The organism is Vibrio sp. 99-8-1 (assembly GCF_013114595.1).
In the GTDB taxonomy this organism is placed as follows: domain Bacteria; phylum Pseudomonadota; class Gammaproteobacteria; order Enterobacterales; family Vibrionaceae; genus Vibrio.
Genome location: NZ_VTXE01000004.1, coordinates 162,445 through 182,988 on the forward strand (window position 1 = coordinate 162,445; position 20,544 = coordinate 182,988).

The window sequence follows — 20,544 nt, forward strand, 5'->3', positions numbered from 1 at the left end:
ATGTTAACAATTGCCGATAAACAGTTTCAGTCTCGTCTATTTACCGGAACGGGAAAATACTCGAACGCCATTAATATGCAAAATTCGATAATTGCCTCTGAATCAGAGCTGGTGACAATGGCATTAAAGCGAGTTGATATCGATGACAAAGAGGATGATATTTTGCAGCCGCTACGCAATGCGGGTGTGAACTTATTACCTAACACCTCCGGTGCGAAAAACGCCAAAGAGGCGATATTTGCCGCGCAGTTGGCCCGAGAAGCTTTGCAAACCAATTGGCTTAAACTGGAAATTCACCCCGATCCAAAATACTTAATGCCTGACCCAATTGAAACACTCGCGGCTGCAGAGCAGCTAGTAAAAGAGGGTTTTATTGTAATGCCGTACTGTCATGCTGATCCGGTCTTATGTAAGCGACTTGAAGAAGTTGGCTGCGCTGCGGTAATGCCACTTGGTTCGCCTATTGGTTCTAACAAAGGATTGGCGTCGCGAGATTTTCTCAGAATTATTATTGATCAGGCGCGAGTTCCCGTGGTGGTGGACGCCGGAATAGGTGCGCCTTCTCATGCGGCGGAAGCGATGGAAATGGGAGCCGATGCGGTGTTAGTCAACACAGCAATTGCTGTTGCTAATGACCCTATCCTCATGGGCAGGGCGTTTAAACTGGCAGTTGAAAGTGGCCGAATGGCGTATAAGGCTGGGTTAGCTGGAACCGCAAACCATGCCATTTCTTCTAGTCCATTGACTGCATTTCTTGATTAAGGGAAATCTGATGAGTTTTTCTGAACATTTTTCCCGAATGGATTGGGATGATATTTGCTTATCAATATATAGCAAGACCGCTAAAGATGTTGAACGAGCATTGAATAAATCTAGGCGAGATTTAGACGATTTTAAGGCACTAATTTCCCCAGCGGCTGAACCTTACTTGGAATCAATGGCACAACAGTCAGCGTTACTGACTCGCCAGCGGTTTGGTAACACTATTGGTTTTTATGTTCCTCTGTATTTATCAAACCTATGTGCCAATGCCTGTAGCTACTGTGGTTTCTCTATGGAAAATCGAATCCGAAGACGCACTCTGAACAGAAAAGAGATAGAGCAAGAGTGTCAGGCGATTAAGCAACTCAACTTCGATTCCGTTTTACTGGTGACAGGCGAGCACGAAACAAAAGTGGGCATGAATTACTTTCGTGAAGTACTACCAGAGATCAAATCGCAATTTAGTTACTTAGCAATGGAAGTTCAGCCTCTGCAGCAGCAAGAGTATGCTGAGTTGAAAGGATTAGGGCTCGATGCTGTGATGGTGTATCAGGAAACCTATAACCCTAGAACCTACGCGGAGCATCATCTACGTGGCAAAAAAATGGATTTTGATTACCGTTTGCAAACACCGGATCGTTTAGCCCGCGCAGGAATTGATAAAATTGGTATCGGAGCTTTGATTGGTCTAGAGGAGTGGCGCACTGACGCATTCCATGTTGCGGCTCACTTGGATTATCTAGAACGTACTTACTGGCAAAGCCGCTACTCCATCTCTTTTCCTCGGTTGCGGCCGTGTGAAGGTGGCGTGAAGATGAAGTCAGAGATGAGTGATCGTCAGCTCGTTCAGTTGATTTGCGCTTACCGATTACTCAACCCTGAAGTAGAGCTGTCTCTATCTACACGGGAATCTCCAGAGTTCAGGGATAATGTGCTGCCATTAGGTGTGACTACGATGTCTGCAGGGTCAAAAACTCAACCGGGCGGATACGCTGAGGATACGCAGCAAGAGCTGGAACAGTTTGAAATAAGTGACGAACGCAGTGTCGACCATGTAGCGCAAGCTGTGATGAAACGTGGTTTTCAAGTGGTTTGGAAAGATTGGCATCACGCCTATTCGGGATGATGCCATTAGTACATATTTTATAACTATCTAATAATTAGTTGTTTTGATGGATAGAGTTGCAATAAGTCACGGCATTTATAATTAACTTTGCTAATATATAAGTTAATAACCTTAGAAGTGAATCGGTTTAATTTGCGCAACCTTAAACTCCAGACAAAAACAGCGCTCTACTTTGTCCTTGGGCTACTCGGTATTACCGTGAGCTGTTTATACATAACGCGTTACTTCTTTTTCATTAGTATTGATGAAATTGAACACATGCAGTTATCAAGGGCAAGCCAGCAAGCTCAAAGTCTTATAACTAAGCTGTCGACTGATGTTGAAGCTCGCTCTTTTGATTGGGCCTATTGGGATGAGACAAACGAGCTGTTAGTCAATGGGGATAGCCGTTCATATAGAGAAAAGAACTTAAGTCAGGGTGGGTTAAATGAGCTTAACCTCGACTTAATGATCTTTGTTGATTCGCGACAAATAGTGATCGAGGCCATTACTCGCGACAGCAAAAAATACGATACGGTGCTGGTGTCACAATTGATGCTGAGTGAAGGGGTTCAGCAACATTTTAAAAATATGACCGCTGTACTTGATAGTAATAAAAGAAGCAAAAGTGGTTTGCTTTTGCTGAATGGTCAAATTTGGAATGTCAGCGTGGCCCCGGTTCGTGATAGTGAAGGTACGTCAATTTCATCTGGATGGTTAATCTGGGGGCAAAATTTATCTTCCCGTTTCCCTGGTAAATATGACTCTATTTTGATTGCAGAGAATGCGATTACACTAAATGATAGGGCTGAAACGATTGATCAAGTAGTTAAAACAAAAAATACTATGACGTTATGGAGTGAATTAATTGATATTTCTGGCCATTCCATCGCCAATATTACTACGACTATTGAACGTCATTATTTCAAAAAGGGAAACATTCTATTTAATTACCTATTTATCGCTGTTGTTGTTGCTGCGGTAATCATTTCTATTGTGACCGCTTTTTTGTTTCGTCGCCGAGTAGCGGTGCGTTTCTCTGATCTTGAGAGAGATATAAATCAACTCCTCAGCTCCTATCAATTCGCAGGAGTGAGTTCCTCCAATAAAGATGAACTCGATCGGTTATCAACATTAATACAAGCAGTGGCGAGTGATAACTCCATTACACAGGAACGTTTGCAAGATACTCAGCAAAAGTTGGATGCGCTCTATCAGAGTCAAACAATGGGGGTGTTGCTAATTAGAGATCGAGTTATCATTGATATAAATAACACAGCCTTATCCATGCTAGATTATTTACAAGAAGAGATTCTTAACAAACCTCTAGACATGCTGTGTCCGGATGATGATCCAAATGAATGTCATATTGACTTTCTTTATCACCAATTTAATTTGGGTGAAACTCAATTTGAAGGGAAGCTGCTAACCAGCCAAGGCCATGAGATTGATTGCCATATTGAGATTAGTGTTATTCAATATCAAGGTGGCGATGTAATGATGCTAGCGGTAAGTGATGTCCGAGAGAAAAGAGAGCAAGCTAAATTAATTGAAAGCCTTGTAGAAAGAGATCACTTATCAGGTTTGTGGAACAGAAAGGCGATAATTGAGAAAGCGAGTTGTTTAGAAGCTAATAATTATACTTTGTTATATATATCAATGCCGAATCTTCATCTGATTGCAGAAATTTATGGGCACGAGCAGTATGATGAAGCAATACGATTTGTCGCTGCACAGTTTGGCAGCAAACTCACCGAGTATTTAGTTGGGCGTATCAGCGCTTATGAATTTATTGCACTCGTTCCAAATCTAGATAATGTCGAAGATGCTCGCCGAGGAGCAACGAAATTACTTGAAGAGTTTTCTGAAAAACAAACTATTAACGGTATTGAAATTGATTTGAAGTGTGAAATTAGCATGATTGATCCTGAGATATCAGATAATGAATTGAATTCTCTTCTTCAAGCGGCAAGTTACACTATTCAAAATGGCAAAACGGATAAGAGAACTCATGTTCTTCGCGTTACTCGTAACATGTTTGAGAGGTCTCAAGCTGCTTCTAGAATCAATCGAGATATCTTGAGTGCGGTTCGTGATGGCAGTATTCATGCTCATTATCAGGCTATTGTTGATGCTAATTCAGGGGAGATAAAAGGGTTTGAAGCCTTAGCTCGTTGGCAGCACCCTGAACTTGGCTTTGTCTCACCAGAAGTCTTTATACCATTGGCAGAAAAAAGTGATCTGATTGTTGAACTTGGTGAGAAAATTCTTTCTCAATCATGCCAGTTTATCGAGAAAGTAAATGCTACTTATTCTAATAGTGCAGGGAATTCGTTTTCAATCCATGTCAACTTGAGTGCACCTCATTTTTATCACATCCATTTGAGCTCGTTTTTGCAGGAGCTTGTAGCTAAATATCATATTCAGCCAGGTCAACTAGTGATAGAAATAACGGAGAGTATGCTAATGGGCATTGAAGATGAGATTATATCTTTAATGGAAGAGCTTAAATCCTTCGGAATTTTATTTGCTCTGGATGATTTTGGTACGGGGTATTCGTCATTTAGTACTCTATGCAGTTTCCCTTTAGATATTGTGAAGCTTGATAAATCCTATATCGATCAACTTGAAACGAATGATCGAGCAAAGAGTCTTGTTAAAAATATCGCTAAGATGGCGCAGGAATTGGGTTTGACGACAGTGGCAGAAGGGGTGGAAACTGCCTCGCAAGTGAGAAAACTGTGTAGTTGGAATATTGAAGAGATTCAAGGATATCATTTCTATCGGCCTATGCCAGAATCAAAAATAATGGACATTCTTTAATTTAGATATGAAATAATAAATATTAATGAACTTATCGAAAGGAAAGTTTAAAACAATTGTTATATAAGGCATTGATTATTAATATTATAATCAATGCTATGGAATAAATGGATTTAATAAAGTAAAGCTAAGTTTTCTATATTAGGGTGTGGTTATATTGGCAGCAATGTCTTACTTTTGAAATATATTAAAATAAATCACCAAAAGTGAATAATAGAACGCATTGTATATCCTATAATAATATGAGCAATTGTTAATGGGTTCGAATAATGTTCTGATAACTTAATAATAAATATAAATAATATTATTTCGCAACTACTCCATTGTACGTTGGGATGCTAGGTATATGTACAGTAAAATAATTGGTGACAGCGGCTATTACACTCGAGAGTGTGAGCTGCTGACTTGTCAGCGAAAAAACAAGCAACAGGGTAGCGCTCTAATTGAGTTTAGTATAGTGGCGTCTCTGTTTTTCTTCATGCTTTTCACGGTTATCGATTTTGGCGTATATGGTTATGTAAAGCTTACTATGCAGCACGCTGTCAGCGAAGGTGCTCGTTACGCTATTACTGGTTTAGCTGATCTCGATCCAGACACAACCGATGGTGCTGACCGTAAAGAGGCGGTTATCGCTAAAATCAGTCAATCGTCCGATGGGCTGTTCAGTAATGTAATGACAGTAGACAATATTCGAGTATTAGATATCGATGGTAACCCCGTTGCTGGTTTTGGAGAGTCAGGGGAGTTGATTGCTATTCATTTAGATTGTACTTGGCCAATATCGAGTCCATTTTTGTATCCCATGGTGGATGATGGGAAATATAATTTTACGGTTAGTGCAACGGTCAAAAATGAAAACTTCTAGAGGGATATTCAATGTATAGAGTCCTAACAATTAATAAAATAATTAAAGGTTATGCAACGGTGACCTTGACTCTTATTATTCCCGTTTTTTTATTATTTATCTTTGGGTTATATGAAATTGTCCAAATGCTTCATACTCAAAGCGTAATTGTAAATCTTAGCCGAGAAAGTGCCCATTTAATATCCAGAACATCAGACTATACCGAACAAAATATAATGGACGTGGTTGCCACTACGTCTCAATTTGTTGATATGAATTCAGATGGCATTATCTATATTAGTCATGTGGTTGGTCAAACAGGTGATAACCCTTATATCACAGAACAGTTTAAGTGGACTCAAGCGGGCATCGACAAAGCAAGTGAGCTTTGGCCCAGTTGTGCCAGTTGGGTATCTGGTCAATGTGAGCTGCCCAGTGATACGGCAGCCCGTGAGCTAACAGGCTTCCCCATTACGATGGAAGACAATGATTCGGTATATGTGGTCGAGGTGTTTTATACCTATCGGCCAATATTTAGTTTCGTTGTTGATGAAGATGTCACTATTGGGCAGGCCACTTATTTATAAAAGGGCTATTTGTACGGTAGCGAGTTGTAGCGAAATTAATAGTAACGAGATTAACTATGAAAACCATTAATCGCACATACACAAAAAGATTAGCTGGTTTGGTGGAACTGGTCACCATTCTTGCGCTGCCTTTTTTACTCCTCCTTACTGGTCTTGCATTTGATATGGGCAGAGCTTATCTGGTTAAAGCTAAGTTATTTGCTGCCGTAGATGCGGCTGCTATTGCTGCAGCAAGAGCGATTGAAGAAGGGGATGCTGCGGCAAATGCAGCGGCTCAGGCCTACTTTAATGCCAATATAAGTGCAGATTTTCTCGGAAGTACGCCTACTTTAGTTCTACCCAGCTCATACCCGAGCGACAGTGCCGGTAATATTACCATTGATATTAGTGCAAGCGCAGTAATGCCGACCAGTTTACTTAATATGTTTGGTTACGATGATGTCCCTGTTAGTGCGGTAGCTCAAGCAACGAGACGTCCTGTGGATATTGCTTTTGTGGTTGATAATTCGTCGTCGTTAAGAGCGGGGTCGCTTGGGGATGTGACCAACGATATTAAACTTCGGTCTAAAGATTTTATTGGTAAGTTTCATGAAAATTTTGATCGAGTTTCATTAATTGCTTATGGCCATGGTGCCGAGGTGCCTCAGGCATTTACAAACAGCCGAGGATTTAATAGTACTAGCATTAATGGCGCCATCGACGCGTTTCAATTTGATGGATTTACTAACCCTTCTGAAGGCTTTTATCTGGCATTAAAGCAGTTGCGTGAAGTTCCTAATCCAGCGGATCTAAGAGTGATTGTGTTTTTTACCGATGGTGCGCCGAATACTTTTTCCAGTAAGTTCGAGCTGACAAATGGTAATGTCTATACAGGATCGTTACGAGCATCTAGCGGAACAAGTGGTACACCACGAGGTTTGTATAAACATGATGAAGTGTATGACACCAATTCAGACTACTCTTGGAGAAGTAGCAGTATCGACGATTACCTCACCGAGCTTCCAACTTATTATAATACTCACGCTAGCGGTTATAGCGGCGATAGTGTTGGCTATGTTCCTCAGTATGTAACAAACCCTGCCGGAGATGTTAATGCGCCTAGTGCCAATTCTGATCAACTATTAATAGTAAACAATAATTTATCAGATGGACCTTATAATTCGACTTTGGGTTACCGTCCTGTCACACAGTACGATAGACATTCAGACTCCAGTAATGACTTGTTTAGGAAAGTGAGTCGCATCTCTCGTAACCTATCAGAGGACATGGCTGAGTTGGCTCGAAAAGAGGGTATTTATGTGTTCACTCTTGGATTGGGTTCTCGATTACAACAACAGTCCGGACCTGATAGCGAATACGGTGAAGATATGTTAATGCGTATGGCAAATGACACTATAATGCTGGACGACACATCGCTCTCTGCTGATTTCCAAGCGGATCAAATTGAAGGTGTTTATTGCCATGCTGTGGATGAAGATGCCCTTGCCCCTTGCTTTGGTGAAATGCTAGAAGTGATTATTAAATTAACTTTATAGTGGTTAGTGAAATATACCTGCTAAACAACGGATGTATTATTAAAAGGTATATTCACTATTTTAATTAACTCTCTTTAAAATTTTTGAATAAGTGCAATGTAGAATGAATCTACGCGTTGATCATATTTTTCGGGATTGCCACTATATTTTATTTGGAATGTATCCTGCTCGTATGCCGCTCTAATACTGGTGCCATTTAGAAAATGCGGTGTATATTCAAGACCCAACCCACCGCGAATCGCACTTCCGGTATCGCTACTGCTTGCTAATGTTCCTTTTGCTTTTGCAGTTAAGCTAGATATACCAATGATTCCAAATGGACGTAGGCCATTATCAAATGTATATCCTACATTGGCTGCTAACGACGTTGATTTATGCTTAAAGTCTACAAGACGTACGCCATTGCTTTTGTATTCAGTATCACCATAAGATGTGTATTGAAGCTCTAAAGAGACTATTTTATTGAATGTATAGCCAGATATAACTTTAAATGTATTCCCATCATAGTCTGAGTTTAAAGGCACATTGGCGTCTTTAAATAGGTTGTCGTCTTCAAAGTTTGTTGTTCCTATACCGGCACCAATATAAAACCCTTTATTATCTTCAGCAAATGCAAGGGTACTAATTAACAGAGATAAGCATATTATTACTTGTTTCATATTCATTCCTTTTGTTATTTTTCTGAATGCTAACACTATGATTTATAGAACTAAAGCAATAAAGGTGTTGTGATTAAATATAACTGTTAATGGTTTTTTATTCTGTTTTTTTAATAATTATTTATTAATATTTAAAATAATAAAATTAAGGTTTAAATTAACTTGTGTTTTTAATATAAAACTAAATTTCGGCCAGTTTAAATCAGAGTGGCACGGTTAGAGATTTGCTTGCAATCATGTGCAATAAATACATAGTGTTCTAACAGTACTAAAGATACCGAACTTGCTTATTTTTATGATAAAACTGTGCCCCAACTAGCATTTCTCGCAGTGTAAAAAATCCCAGTTTGTTGCATAGTAAATAGCGTAGAATTGTACTCATACGGTTATGTACCGACTGAGTACTAAATTTTGGTTTCTGAGCTGGATAGATTGCGTTGAAACCTCTCTCTTGTTTAATTCTAACTCTCGCAAATACATGATTTGCAATCAACTTTGGTGGTTTTAAGTGTTTGAAAAAAATAATTATTTAATGATTCAGGGCACAACATCTGATGCGGGTAAGAGTGTGCTTACTGCTGGTCTATGTCGAGTTTTAGCGCGAAAAAACATCAAGATTGCGCCATTTAAGCCACAGAATATGGCACTGAATAGTGCTGTAACGATCGACGGTGGTGAAATTGGACGAGCTCAAGCTGTTCAGGCCTATGCTTGCGGTATTGAACCGACAACAGATATGAACCCTATTTTGCTAAAACCAAACACCGATATTGGTGCTCAGGTAATTGTGCATGGTAAAGCGTTAACCGATATGGACGCCCAGACCTACCATGAGTTTAAACCAGAAGTAATGCGTTATGTTATTGAGTCATTTGACCGGCTAAAAGAGAACTACCAAGCAGTAATGATAGAAGGGGCAGGTAGCCCGGCAGAGATCAATTTACGAGAGCACGATATTGCTAACATGGGATTTGCTGAAAAAGCCGATGTACCGGTCATTATTGTTGCTGATATTGATAAAGGTGGTGTCTTTGCACATTTATACGGCACATTAGCGTTATTGAGTGAATCAGAGCAGAACCGCATTGCCGGTTTTGTTATTAATCGTTTCCGCGGCGATATTGCCTTGCTTGAGTCCGGATTAGAATGGTTAGAAAATAAGACCGGAAAGCCTGTTATCGGTGTGCTGCCTTATCTACACGGTTTAATGTTAGAGGCAGAGGATGCCATCAATGTTAGTCAATTAAGCAGTGATGAACCGCAATTAAAAGTGGTGGTTCCTGTGGTGCAAAGAATCAGTAACCATACTGACTTTGACCCCCTGCGTATGCATCCAAATGTTGACCTGATTTTTGTCGGAAAGAACCAGCCATTACCCTCTGCTGATCTTATTATCTTACCGGGTTCAAAAAGCGTCAGAAGCGATCTGGATTTTATTCGACAGCAAGGGTGGGATAAACAGATCGCTAGGCATCTTCGCTTCGGCGGAAAAGTCATGGGAATTTGCGGTGGCTATCAAATGCTTGGTGAATTGCTATCTGACCCATTGGCGATTGAGGGACCCGCAGGAGAGAGTGTTGGCTTGGGTTACTTACCGATAGAGACCGAGCTAAAAGATGATAAACAGTTGCGACGCGCCAGTGGAACATTGCAACTTCCAGAACAAGAGAAAGTTGACGTGTTCGGTTACGAGATTCATGCGGGTGTGACTAAAGGCATTAGCCATAATGCTCCATTAGCTTTGGAGTCTGGTTTAGATGGTTGTGTTAGCGATGACGGCTTGGTGTTTGGTTGTTATCTGCATGGTATTTTCGAGTCGGAACCTGCTTGTGCAGCGATACTGCGTTGGGCTGGTTTGGCAGATGCGACAGGCTGTAACTTTGAACAGATGCGTGAAGAGGGTATTAACCGAGTAGCGGATGCAATAGAGCAACATTTGGACTTGGATAAACTATGGCCGAACTTTAGTCAATGGGATCAGCATGGTAAGTAAAGTGAGTGAGAGCAAAAATATGACGGCTCATTATACAGTCGCTTGTCCGGCACTCGTTGTGGCCGCACCGAGCTCAGGCAGTGGTAAAACAACCGTTGTCGCAGCGCTGGCTAGACACTTTACTCTGCAAGGTAAAAAAGTTCGCGTGTTCAAAACAGGCCCTGATTTTATCGATCCCAACTTTCTTTCTTTTGCCTCTGGTCACGACGTTTATCAGCTTGATTTCTGGATGTGTGGGGAGTCTCACTGTAAGAAGTTAGTTGCCGAAGCGGCGCAAGATGCGGATTTAATCCTGATTGAAGGGGTTATGGGGATGTTTGATGGCAAGTGTTCAAGTGCTGACATTGCCGCGACTCTTGGTATTCCCGTTTTAGCCGTCATTGATGCAGGTTCAATGGCACAAACTTTTGGCGCCATTGCGTATGGGTTAGCTAACTTTCGTTCAGACATAAAAATGCATGGTGTCGTGGCGAACCGTGTTGGTTCCTCTACCCATGCTGAGATGCTTAAAGAAGCCTTACCTGAAGAGTTGGCGTTTTGTGGTTATCTGCCAAAAAAAATGCAGCTTTCGCTTCCTGAAAGACATTTGGGGTTAGTTCAAGCCCAAGAGATTGAAAATTTAGACGATAAACTCAATCTAGCTGCGGCATTGATAGCAGAAAATAGTGATATACCTCTGCCTGAGCCGATAAGCTTTACTCTTGACGATGAAGATGATGAGAGCGAACGCCAGCTCGCTGGAACGAAAATCGCCATTGCAAAAGACACCGCATTTAGTTTTATCTATCAGGCCAATATTGATCTGTTGAATAAGTTAGGTGCGCAGATCGAGTACTTCTCTCCAATCAAAGGTGACAAATTGCCACCGTGTGATGCTATCTATTTACCGGGTGGGTATCCAGAGCTGTTTATCCAAGAATTAACGGAAAATAAAATATTAAAACAGCAGTTGATCGACCATGTTGAGAGTGACAAGCCATTACTGGCCGAATGTGGTGGTATGCTTTATCTCAATAAGTCTCTTAAAAACCTCAATGAAGATGCCACAGAACTGTGTGGAATACTTGATGCTCACTCTCAGATGCAATCATCATTAGCGGCGTTAGGTTTAGTTGAAGCCGAGTTTACAGCAGGAGAGATGTTTAGAGGACACACATTTCATTATTCAAAAACTGAGTCAACACAATCCGTGCTTTGTACCCCTGTGACACAGCGCGGACGACAAACCGATCCCGTCTGGCAGTACAAAAAGCTGGTAGCTTCTTATATTCACTGGTATTTTCCCTCTAACCCTAATTTAACCAGCCAGCTATTTAAAGGCGAAATACCGATAAAATGAGAGTGATATTAGTCCGTCATGGACAAACTGAATGGAATCTGCAAAATCGTATTCAAGGATGGATGGACAGTCCCCTGACAGCACAAGCTCGTAAAGAGACGGAAAATATCGATATTGCCAACCTCCAGCACCCCATAATTTATACCAGTGATCTCGGCAGAGCTTGCAGTACTGCCACTATTCTCGCGAACAAATTTCAAGGGCGAGTAGTGGTCGATTGCCGCTTGCGCGAGCGGCGATTTGGTATATTAGAAGGGTGTGTTATTGACCAAGACATTGAGCTATATCGTGAGTGGGCCGCTTACCAACGCCGTTACTCTCATCATATGACTGGAGTTTATCAAGTAGAAAAAGAGCAAGACTTTGAACAGAGAGTTAAGTCCTTTATGGATACATTGCGCTGCCAAGATGCCCGAACGGATGTCGTAATTGTTAGCCATGGCGAATGGCTAAGGGCGTTTCAAAACATGCTTTATCATCTACCCAGCTGGATAAAAGGTAGCGGAATTGTTGAAAACATCACACCCATTGAACTTGCTTGGCAAGAAGCTGATAGAAATGAAGGTGAGAAATGTCAACAACTTACGTAACTTTGCTAAGGCATGGCCTTCCTCTTGGTGAGCACTGCTTTCGTGGTCACACCGACTTTGCTCTAACGGATAAAGGCTTTGAGCAGATGCACCACTCAGTAAGAAACTTAACTGAGATAGAGAGCGTTGTTACCTCGCCATTGAAACGTTGCGCTGATTTTGCTTATCAATTTGCTCACCAGCACGATGTTTCGGTAGTAGAAGATGAAGAGTGGAAAGAGATAAATTTTGGTGACTGGGATGGCAAAGAAAAACAGTTCATCTGGCAGCAAGATCAACAGGCATTGAGCCAGTTTTGGAGCGATCCATGGCACTGTACACCTCCCAACGGCGAAACTCTTGAGGCCTATGACCTGCGTATTCACCATGCGTGGCAGAAATTATTGGCTGATCATAAAGGCAAAAGAGTGTTATTGGTAACCCACGGGGGAGTGATTAAGCAGCTGTTTAGACAAATCATGCAAATGCCTAAATCTGAACATTATTTGCAGCGAGTTAACATTCCGTATGCTGCATTAGTCAATTTATCTGTTTATCATGATGAAAATGGTAAAGACTGGCCAGAATGGCAATGGCCGCTAACTTGATCAAGAGGATTTATGAACCGTTTTCTATTACGTGAGTGGCAAGTGTTCTTGCTGTCGTTATCTATCTTCACTCGCATCCCAATTTCTATGTCTGTCCCTTATAGCGAAGAGAGAAAAAACGAATCATATAAATACTGTGGCCTTGTTGGCTTTGTTGTCGCACTGCTTACATCCGTAGTTTTTGTCGTTTCTTCTGCCATTTGGCCGACGGAGGTTGCCGTTGTTCTGTCAATGATCTTCAGTGTTTATATCACTGGAGCATTTCATGAAGATGGCTTCGCGGATACCTGTGATGGTTTTGGCGGAGGCTTCACGCCTGAGCGTAAACTGGAAATAATGAAGGACTCCAGAGTTGGTGCTTACGGTGCCGTCGGAATGATCCTTCTGTTACTGCTTAAGTTTTCGATTCTTAGCTCTCTTTCTCATGTGGTTGTTGCTCTTATTGTTGCTCATGTATTGAGCCGATCTTTAGCAGTCAGCTTTATATTTAGCCACGGTTATGTTCGACAAACAGAAGATTCGAAGTTAAAAATAGCCAAGAGCCCAAACAGCAGCAGCGACTTAGCCTATTTATTGATGATAGCTCTACTGGTGTTGGTTGTTTTCACCAGTGCTAAAACGTCCGTGTTGCTCATTATTTCGTTACTGTTATTCCGTTGGATTTGTAGTAAATGGCTAATGCGTCAAGTTGGTGGTTACACTGGCGATGCGTTAGGGGCGATTCAACAGATGAGTGAGATAGTCTGCTACTTGATGTTATTTGTGCTTTTGTAGTCGAACCGCACTCGCAACAAGGTAGCCTATTGCTTCTCGTTACAGCTTGATAAGTCGCTCTAGGCAATTCTGTTTTCATCTATATAGCGCTCTGTGTTCATTCACATAGCGCTTGCTTGTTATTGGTAAGAAAAAAACAGCAATTCATGTATGGCTTTTACTGCTAAACTCCTTAAACTAGCGCCCAACAGCAACCCCATAGATAACTAGCCGTTATTTCGTGACCCATTAAATTGAGAATCCCCATGCCATTTAGCAAATTTGGACTTAGCGAACCGATCCTAAAAGCGATAGCCGACCAAGGTTATGACACGCCAACGAATATTCAAAACAAAGCGATTCCAGTGGTGTTGCGTGGTGAAAATCTTATTGCTGCTGCACAAACAGGTACGGGTAAAACCGCTAGCTTTGTCTTGCCTATATTGCAAAAACTTAGCCAAGGAAAGACACAGAAAAAGAAGCGTTTTCGTGCATTAATTTTGGTTCCAACTCGTGAGTTGGCCATTCAGGTTAACGACAGCATTACGCGTTATGGTAAGCATTTAGATATTCAATCACTCGCTATGTATGGTGGGGTAGATTACCAACCTCAAAAACAAAAGCTTATTGAAGGCATTGATATCTTAGTCGCGACTCCTGGGCGACTGATTGATCTCTATGGGCAACATGCGGTCCATTTTGAAGAAGCAGAGATATTAGTACTGGATGAAGCTGACCGAATGCTAGATATGGGCTTTATTGAAGACATCAATAAAATCATCTCTAGACTGCCTAAGGATATTCAGAACTTACTCTTCTCTGCAACTTTATCTAACCCTGTGCGTGAGCTTGCTCGTACTGCAATTGATGACGCTACCGAGATTGCCATAACCAAACACAGCGCATCGAAAGCGTCGATAAAACAGTGGCTTGTCACGGTGGATAAAGATAAGAAATCGGCACTGTTAAGTCATATTCTGCTTGAAGAACGTTGGGCGCAAGCGCTGATTTTTATTGAGACTAAACATGGTGCCGCTAAGTTAGTTTCCCAATTAGAAAAGCGCGGTATTCAAGCTGAAGCTTTTCATAGTGGCCGAAATCAGGCGTCTCGAGCAAGAGTACTAGAAGAGTTTAAGTCTGGTAAGGTTAAGTACCTAGTTGCGACAGGTGTTGCGGCGCGTGGTATCGATATCGATGACTTACCATGCGTGATTAATTACGACCTTCCTTTCCCAGCGGATGAATATGTACATCGAATTGGTCGAACCGGCCGTGCAGGAGCATCCGGTGAAGCTTTATCTCTAGTATCGAAAGACAACTTTAAAAACCTATGCATGATAGAGAGTCGATTAGGTCATTTAATTGATCGAGAAACCATTGAAGGTTTTACGCCGAAAAAAGAGGTGCCTATCTCTATCCTGAATTACGTACCTAAGCACAAACGCCTAGATAACCAAGATCCATCATAGTAAATAGCTATCGTTGTCAGTACACGGCTATTTTAGGGTGAGAGAGCACCGTCAAGGTAGTTCGCTTAAGGCGGATAGCCAGTGATGTGGAGGTTTTCTGTAACGTTATCACCATAATAAATAGTGATGCTGCTCACGAAAGCTGTTACTATCGCGGGAAATTTGAAAAGCTGGTTTTAGACCAGCTTTTTTGTCTGTTTATGATTACATTTTGGAACCTATCGTGCTAACAACTGCAAACATTGCTATGCAATTTGGCGACAAGCCATTATTCGAAAATATCTCTATTAAATTTGGTAATGGCAACCGTTACGGCTTAATTGGTGCTAATGGTTGTGGTAAATCCACTTTCATGAAAATACTGGGTTCTGAGCTGGAGCAATCTGCAGGAACCGTATCGATTGATCCAAATGAACGTATGGCGAAGCTAGGTCAGGATCAATTTGCATTTGAAGAGTATACCGTGGTTGATACGGTCATCATGGGTCATAAAGAGCTTTGGAAAATCAAAGAAGAGCGTGATCATATCTACTCTCTACCTGAGATGTCTGATGAAGATGGAATGAGAGTCGGCGATCTAGAAACAGAGTTTGCCGAAATGGATGGCTATTCCGCAGAAGCGAGAGCAGGAGAGCTATTGCTTGGCTTAGGCATTCCAGAACAGCAGCATTTTGGCCTAATGAGCGAAGTGGCTCCCGGTTTAAAAGTACGTGTTCTTCTGGCTCAAGTGCTATTTGCTGAACCTGATATCATGCTACTTGATGAACCTACCAACAACTTGGATATGCACACCATCGCTTGGCTAGAAGAGACTCTTCTTGCTCGAAACTGCACCATGATCATTATTTCGCACGACCGTCACTTCTTAAACTCCGTATGTACGCATATGGCGGACTTAGATTACGGTGAGTTACGTCTTTTCCACGGTAACTACGATGAATACATGATTGCGGCAGAACAAGCGCGTGACCGTCTACATGCTGACAATGCCAAGAAAAAAGCCCAAATGGCAGAACTGCAAACCTTTGTGAGCCGTTTCTCTGCCAATGCCTCAAAAGCGAAGCAAGCGACGTCTCGTCAAAAGCAGCTGGATAAAATTCAGTTAGACGAAGTTAAACCATCAAGTCGTCAGTCTCCATTCATTCGTTTTGATCAAGAGAAAGAGTTGTTCCGCAACGCATTAGAAGTGGAAGGGCTGAAGCAAGGTTACGGTGAAAACATTTTGATCAATGGCGTAGAGCTGATGGTCGAAGTGGGTGAGCGTATTGCTATCATCGGTGAAAACGGTATTGGTAAATCCACCCTGCTTAATACCTTAGCTGGTGAAATGGAGCCAATGAGTGGCTTAGTTAAGTGGTCTGAAAATAGTAACTTAGGCTTTTATGCTCAGGATCACGCGTCAGATTTTGCTGAAGATATGAATTTGCTCGACTGGATGGGACAGTGGAAAAAAGAGGGTGATGACGAACAAGTGGTTCGTGGCATTCTTGGTCGTATGCTATTTTCACAGAATGACATAAAAAAATCCGTTAAAGTTATCTCTGGTGGAGAACAAGGAAGAATGCTGATTGGTAAATTGATCATGCAAAGACCTAATATTCTCCTAATGGATGAGCCAACCAACCACATGGATATGGAATCCATTGAGGCGCTAAACTTAGCGTTAGAGAACTACAAAGGAACCTTGTTCTTTGTTTCTCATGACCGTCAATTTGTCTCCTCTATTGCAACACGTATTATTGAGCTAACTGCTGATGGTGTCGCGGATTTCCATGGTAGCTACGATGAGTATTTAGCAAAACAAGGCTTAACAGGCTAAGTTAATCTGCAGTATTTTTGGTTCTAGCAAGGATTTGCCTGCTAGAACCAAAGTTCTCCTCTCTATACTACTTTAGTCACTATATCTGCAACCTTAGAAATCATACCGCTGTTGTGGAGGTTAATTCTTCTCGGTTTAGCTATTCGCAATTTTTTTATCCATTTTTTGCCAATCAGCGAATGGTCAAACGCTATTTTCTAAGCATTTATTTGATATCTGTCACGCTAGACTGTTCACATTATTCAACGCCTTACAATGAAAGTGCGTGCTAGAAAGTTATTGTCGCAAAATAAGTGGCTTACTTCACGAGTTGTCAACACTGCTGTAACCCCTATAAAACAGGCTTTTCCTTGGTTAAATCGCGCTATTAACGAGTAATTAACAAGTTAATGGATTTTTGTCTGAGAGTTTTTTTTGCTAGCAGATTAAGTGTTTCGCATTTACAATCCCGCCACATAAAAATTACAAAAATGTCACCCTAACCCCTAAGGCTGCTACAAACCACTTGTCGCAATGCCTACCCATATTGCAAAAGGTCCAAAAATGAGTCCAGAGAAACATCTTCTAGACTGGCAAACCAGCCAAACGATTGCGGAAGCAACAACCCCTATGATTCGCCAACTTTACCGCCAAAATGGAGTAGAAGTACTGCTATTTGGTAAAACCTTGGTGAACGCTTATGTGATAGACGTGATCAAAACTCACCGTTTAGCGCGTCACTATACTGGTACCCCTCTCTCTTTAGATCAAACATCACCATTGATCGCTGCTTTAACTGAGATGACGGAACTGTCTGCTTGCCGAGTGGATATTGGTCAATTGGCACATCAGTATTGGCAACAGCATGAAGATGAAAGTGGCATTAAAGACTTTTTACAAACCGCATTAGCAGACGCGACAACAGGCGCATCAGTGGTACAACCAAAAGATGTTGTCCTATACGGCTTTGGCCGAATCGGTCGATTGCTTACTCGCTTATTAGTAGAGAAAAGTGGCCCCGGTTACCCGTTGCGTTTAAGAGCTATTGTCGTTCGAGGTGGTAAAGAAGGCGATCTAGAAAAACGAGCCAGCTTACTGCGTAGGGACTCTGTACATGGCCAGTTTAATGGCAGCATCATTATAGATAACGAGCGTAAAGCGATAATCGCCAACGGCAATTACATTCAAATCATATACGCCAATAGCCCAGAAGATGTGGACTACACGGCATACGGTATTAATAACGCTCTAGTGGTGGATAACACCGGTGTATGGCGTGATAGTGAAGGCTTAGGCAAACATATCGCCTGCAATGGTGCAGCTAAAGCCTTGCTTACTGCTCCGGGTAAAGGCGATATTAAGAACGTCGTGTTTGGCGTAAACCAAGATGTCATTAAAGCAGAAGATACGATTATTTCTGCGGCAAGCTGTACCACAAATGCCATTACTCCAGTACTTAAAGCCGTGAATGATAAGTATGGTGTTCTGTCTGGCCATATTGAAACCGTGCATTCATTCACCAATGATCAGAATTTGATAGATAATTTCCATAGCGGTGAGCGTCGAGGCCGAAGTGCGTCACTAAACATGGTTCTTACCTCTACGGGAGCGGCAAAAGCGGTTGCCAAAGCACTGCCTGAGTTAGCGGGTAAGTTAACAGGTAATTCTATTCGTGTCCCTACACCAAATGTTTCAATGGCTGTGGCTAACTTGAACTTGCAAAAAGGAACCGATAAAGAAGAGCTAAATGCTTACTTACGCGAGATGGCATTGAATTCTCCTCTTTCCGCTCAGATCGATTACACCGATTCAACCGAAATTGTCTCCAGTGACTTAGTGGGCTCTCGCTATGCGGGTGTGGTTGATGGCGCAGCAACGATTGCTCAAGACAATCGTTGTGTTTTATATATCTGGTATGACAATGAATTTGGTTACAGCTGTCAGGTTGTTCACTGTATGGAACAGATGATGGATGTGCGTTACGAAACGTATCCAAAAAATTAGATAAAAACTCCACAACACCTTTTATTACTATAGGTTTGCATCCTTTATAGTGTCGCCCAACTAATTAATTAGTTGGGCGTTTTTTCTAGCGTCTCTTTTCTCTACTACCTTCAAATCAATAAATCGCTATCACAATGTTTTATATATGATTTTGTGATAGGTTATATTAAATTAGATTGATATGTGACGATTTAGAAATGTGTTATTTGGACATGTGTTATTTGGACATTTTGTCGTATAAGAACTGTTATGTGAATCAAGCAAAAGTCTTTAAAATTGTCTTGCAAGATCGGGAACGTAGTATTAATATTTGTCTTGACAACGGCTTCCTCCTGAACTTGGTTCGTAAGAGTGGAAGCCTTTTTTTTATCTGTAGTATAGTTTCAACTAATGAGGCTAAGAGCTAAATTACAGGGCCATCAAAGTGCCAAACTTGATTCCATACAATAAAAGTTATCTAAGTAGCTCCGATCTATGCGCTAAACTTCAAGGACAAGGCTTAACCATCAACGATCTAGCAAAAGCTAAAAAAGAGCTTGAGCGTTGTAGTTATTACCGCTTTAAAGCCTATTTATTTCCTTTCAAAGACTTAGAAACTAAGACTTACAATACTGGTTCTACCTTTGAACAGGGCTATGAATTATATCACTTTGATAGTGAGCTGCGAGCGTACTTATTCCGAATCATTGAAAAAGTTGAAATTGGCGTTCGTTCTGCTCTGGATCAATGGATTACCGGAAAAACTGGAAATCCATTTTGGTATCTGGATTCCTCATTATTCAATAGTAATGGTGACCAGATTAAGACCGTAACGACGTTACGTTCTATGTTCATTAGTTCAAAAGAAGAATATGCTCTTCATTATCGTGGTAAGTACTACAACGATTATTGTCCATTTTATAGGGAGTTACCACCTGCTTGGGTTGCTCTTGAACTCATGACATTCGGTAATATTTTAAGCCTAATGGATAATTTTACTACTGACTCAGTACAAAGTCTTAAGCTCAACCGTTTCGCAAATAATAAGCTCGGTGTAAATAAGTACCAATCATTGACAAACTGGATGGGCTGTATTCGTCATGTAAGAAATGCTTGTGGTCACCATAACCGTCTATTCAATCGCAACCTAAGTGCACCTACTGGAATCAAACGAGTTCTAAATGGTGATATTTCGTTAGTTCGTACAAATCCCCAACACGGAACTAGGCAGACAGACCAAGTGAATAGGATCTATACGAATATTTGTGCAATACAAAAAATTTATACAGGTCTAGGTCACGAGGAAAAACTGGGACCAGCATTAGCGCATCTATTTGAAAAATATCCAACAGCGAAACTGTTTAGAGAATCCATGGGCTTTCCAGTTCAGTGGCATCAAGAGCTCTTGTTGTTTAACCTTACTATTGAGAATCGGACAACAGGGACAGGCGTCGTATGAAAATGGACAACGGGACAACGAGAAGGACAACGAGGACAGGCACCTCATGAAAAAACTAATATAATTTTTCTAGCATTTGAAATTTTTGGTATCCAATTGAATTTATTAAGATAATTACGAAAGCAGGCACCGACAATGGTGCCTGTCTTTTATTTGTTACTCTTTATCCTGATGCTTAAACTGGTTAAGCAATGTCAGCAGAAAAACACGTATTTCGTTATCAATTGGGGTGTTATCGCTATTTGCGTTAAGGATAAA

At 41.3% G+C, this 20,544-nt stretch carries 16 protein-coding genes; 15 read left to right on the plus strand and 1 reads right to left on the minus strand.

The window, feature by feature from the left end:
• The 6 genes from F0227_RS03425 (at position 1) to F0227_RS03450 (ending at position 7,656) form a co-directional block, all read left to right on the plus strand.
• Positions 1–762: a thiazole synthase gene (locus F0227_RS03425; RefSeq protein WP_171751764.1), complete on the plus strand. Its 762-nt coding sequence runs from the start codon at positions 1–3 to the stop codon at positions 760–762.
• A 10-nt stretch (positions 763–772) separates the two neighbouring features.
• On the plus strand, positions 773–1,888 hold the full coding sequence (gene thiH / locus F0227_RS03430) for a 2-iminoacetate synthase ThiH (protein WP_171751765.1): 1,116 nt from the start codon (positions 773–775) through the stop codon (positions 1,886–1,888).
• Between the two features lie 198 nt (positions 1,889–2,086).
• Positions 2,087–4,690 (plus strand): EAL domain-containing protein, encoded by a 2,604-nt coding sequence (locus tag F0227_RS03435; protein ID WP_345775790.1) that lies wholly within the window; start codon positions 2,087–2,089, stop codon positions 4,688–4,690.
• Positions 4,691–5,036: 346 nt separating this feature from the next.
• Entirely contained in the window at positions 5,037–5,555 is a 519-nt protein-coding gene (locus F0227_RS03440) for a TadE family protein (RefSeq protein WP_171751767.1), read from the plus strand.
• A gap of 11 nt (positions 5,556–5,566) precedes the next feature.
• Positions 5,567–6,121 carry a TadE family protein gene (locus F0227_RS03445; protein ID WP_171751768.1) on the plus strand — a complete coding sequence of 185 codons (555 nt, stop codon included), beginning with the start codon at positions 5,567–5,569 and terminating at the stop codon, positions 6,119–6,121.
• A gap of 56 nt (positions 6,122–6,177) precedes the next feature.
• Positions 6,178–7,656, plus strand: a complete 1,479-nt coding sequence (locus tag F0227_RS03450; RefSeq protein ID WP_171751769.1) for a vWA domain-containing protein — start codon at positions 6,178–6,180, stop codon at positions 7,654–7,656.
• 74 nt (positions 7,657–7,730) lie between these two features.
• Here the strand turns inward: F0227_RS03450 and F0227_RS03455 are convergent, their stop codons facing one another.
• Entirely contained in the window at positions 7,731–8,315 is a 585-nt protein-coding gene (locus F0227_RS03455) for a porin family protein (protein ID WP_171751770.1), read from the minus strand.
• A 532-nt stretch (positions 8,316–8,847) separates the two neighbouring features.
• Between F0227_RS03455 and F0227_RS03460 the strand changes: the two genes are divergently transcribed.
• From F0227_RS03460 to F0227_RS03500, 9 genes are all read left to right on the plus strand, one after another.
• Entirely contained in the window at positions 8,848–10,308 is a 1,461-nt protein-coding gene (locus F0227_RS03460) for a cobyric acid synthase (protein ID WP_171751787.1), read from the plus strand.
• Positions 10,298–11,647 (plus strand): cobyrinate a,c-diamide synthase, encoded by a 1,350-nt coding sequence (locus F0227_RS03465; RefSeq protein WP_253822017.1) that lies wholly within the window; start codon positions 10,298–10,300, stop codon positions 11,645–11,647. Before F0227_RS03460 ends, F0227_RS03465 begins: the two co-directional genes overlap by 11 nt.
• Positions 11,644–12,237, plus strand: a complete 594-nt coding sequence (locus F0227_RS03470) for a histidine phosphatase family protein (protein ID WP_171751771.1) — start codon at positions 11,644–11,646, stop codon at positions 12,235–12,237. Before F0227_RS03465 ends, F0227_RS03470 begins: the two co-directional genes overlap by 4 nt.
• Positions 12,219–12,824: a histidine phosphatase family protein gene (locus F0227_RS03475; RefSeq protein ID WP_171751772.1), complete on the plus strand. Its 606-nt coding sequence runs from the start codon at positions 12,219–12,221 to the stop codon at positions 12,822–12,824. The genes F0227_RS03470 and F0227_RS03475 overlap by 19 nt, the downstream gene beginning before the upstream one ends.
• A 12-nt stretch (positions 12,825–12,836) precedes the next feature.
• Positions 12,837–13,598 carry an adenosylcobinamide-GDP ribazoletransferase gene (locus tag F0227_RS03480; protein ID WP_171751773.1) on the plus strand — a complete coding sequence of 254 codons (762 nt, stop codon included), beginning with the start codon at positions 12,837–12,839 and terminating at the stop codon, positions 13,596–13,598.
• A gap of 245 nt (positions 13,599–13,843) precedes the next feature.
• The gene (locus F0227_RS03485) at positions 13,844–15,046 is read left to right on the plus strand and encodes a DEAD/DEAH box helicase (RefSeq protein ID WP_171751774.1); all 1,203 of its coding nucleotides are present in this window, start codon (positions 13,844–13,846) and stop codon (positions 15,044–15,046) included.
• Between the two features lie 223 nt (positions 15,047–15,269).
• Entirely contained in the window at positions 15,270–16,865 is a 1,596-nt protein-coding gene (locus F0227_RS03490; RefSeq protein WP_171751775.1) for an ABC-F family ATPase, read from the plus strand.
• Between the two features lie 543 nt (positions 16,866–17,408).
• Entirely contained in the window at positions 17,409–18,848 is a 1,440-nt protein-coding gene (locus tag F0227_RS03495) for a glyceraldehyde-3-phosphate dehydrogenase (protein WP_171751776.1), read from the plus strand.
• Positions 18,849–19,272: 424 nt separating this feature from the next.
• Positions 19,273–20,286 carry an Abi family protein gene (locus tag F0227_RS03500; RefSeq protein WP_171751777.1) on the plus strand — a complete coding sequence of 338 codons (1,014 nt, stop codon included), beginning with the start codon at positions 19,273–19,275 and terminating at the stop codon, positions 20,284–20,286.
• The last annotated feature ends 258 nt before the right edge of the window (positions 20,287–20,544 follow it).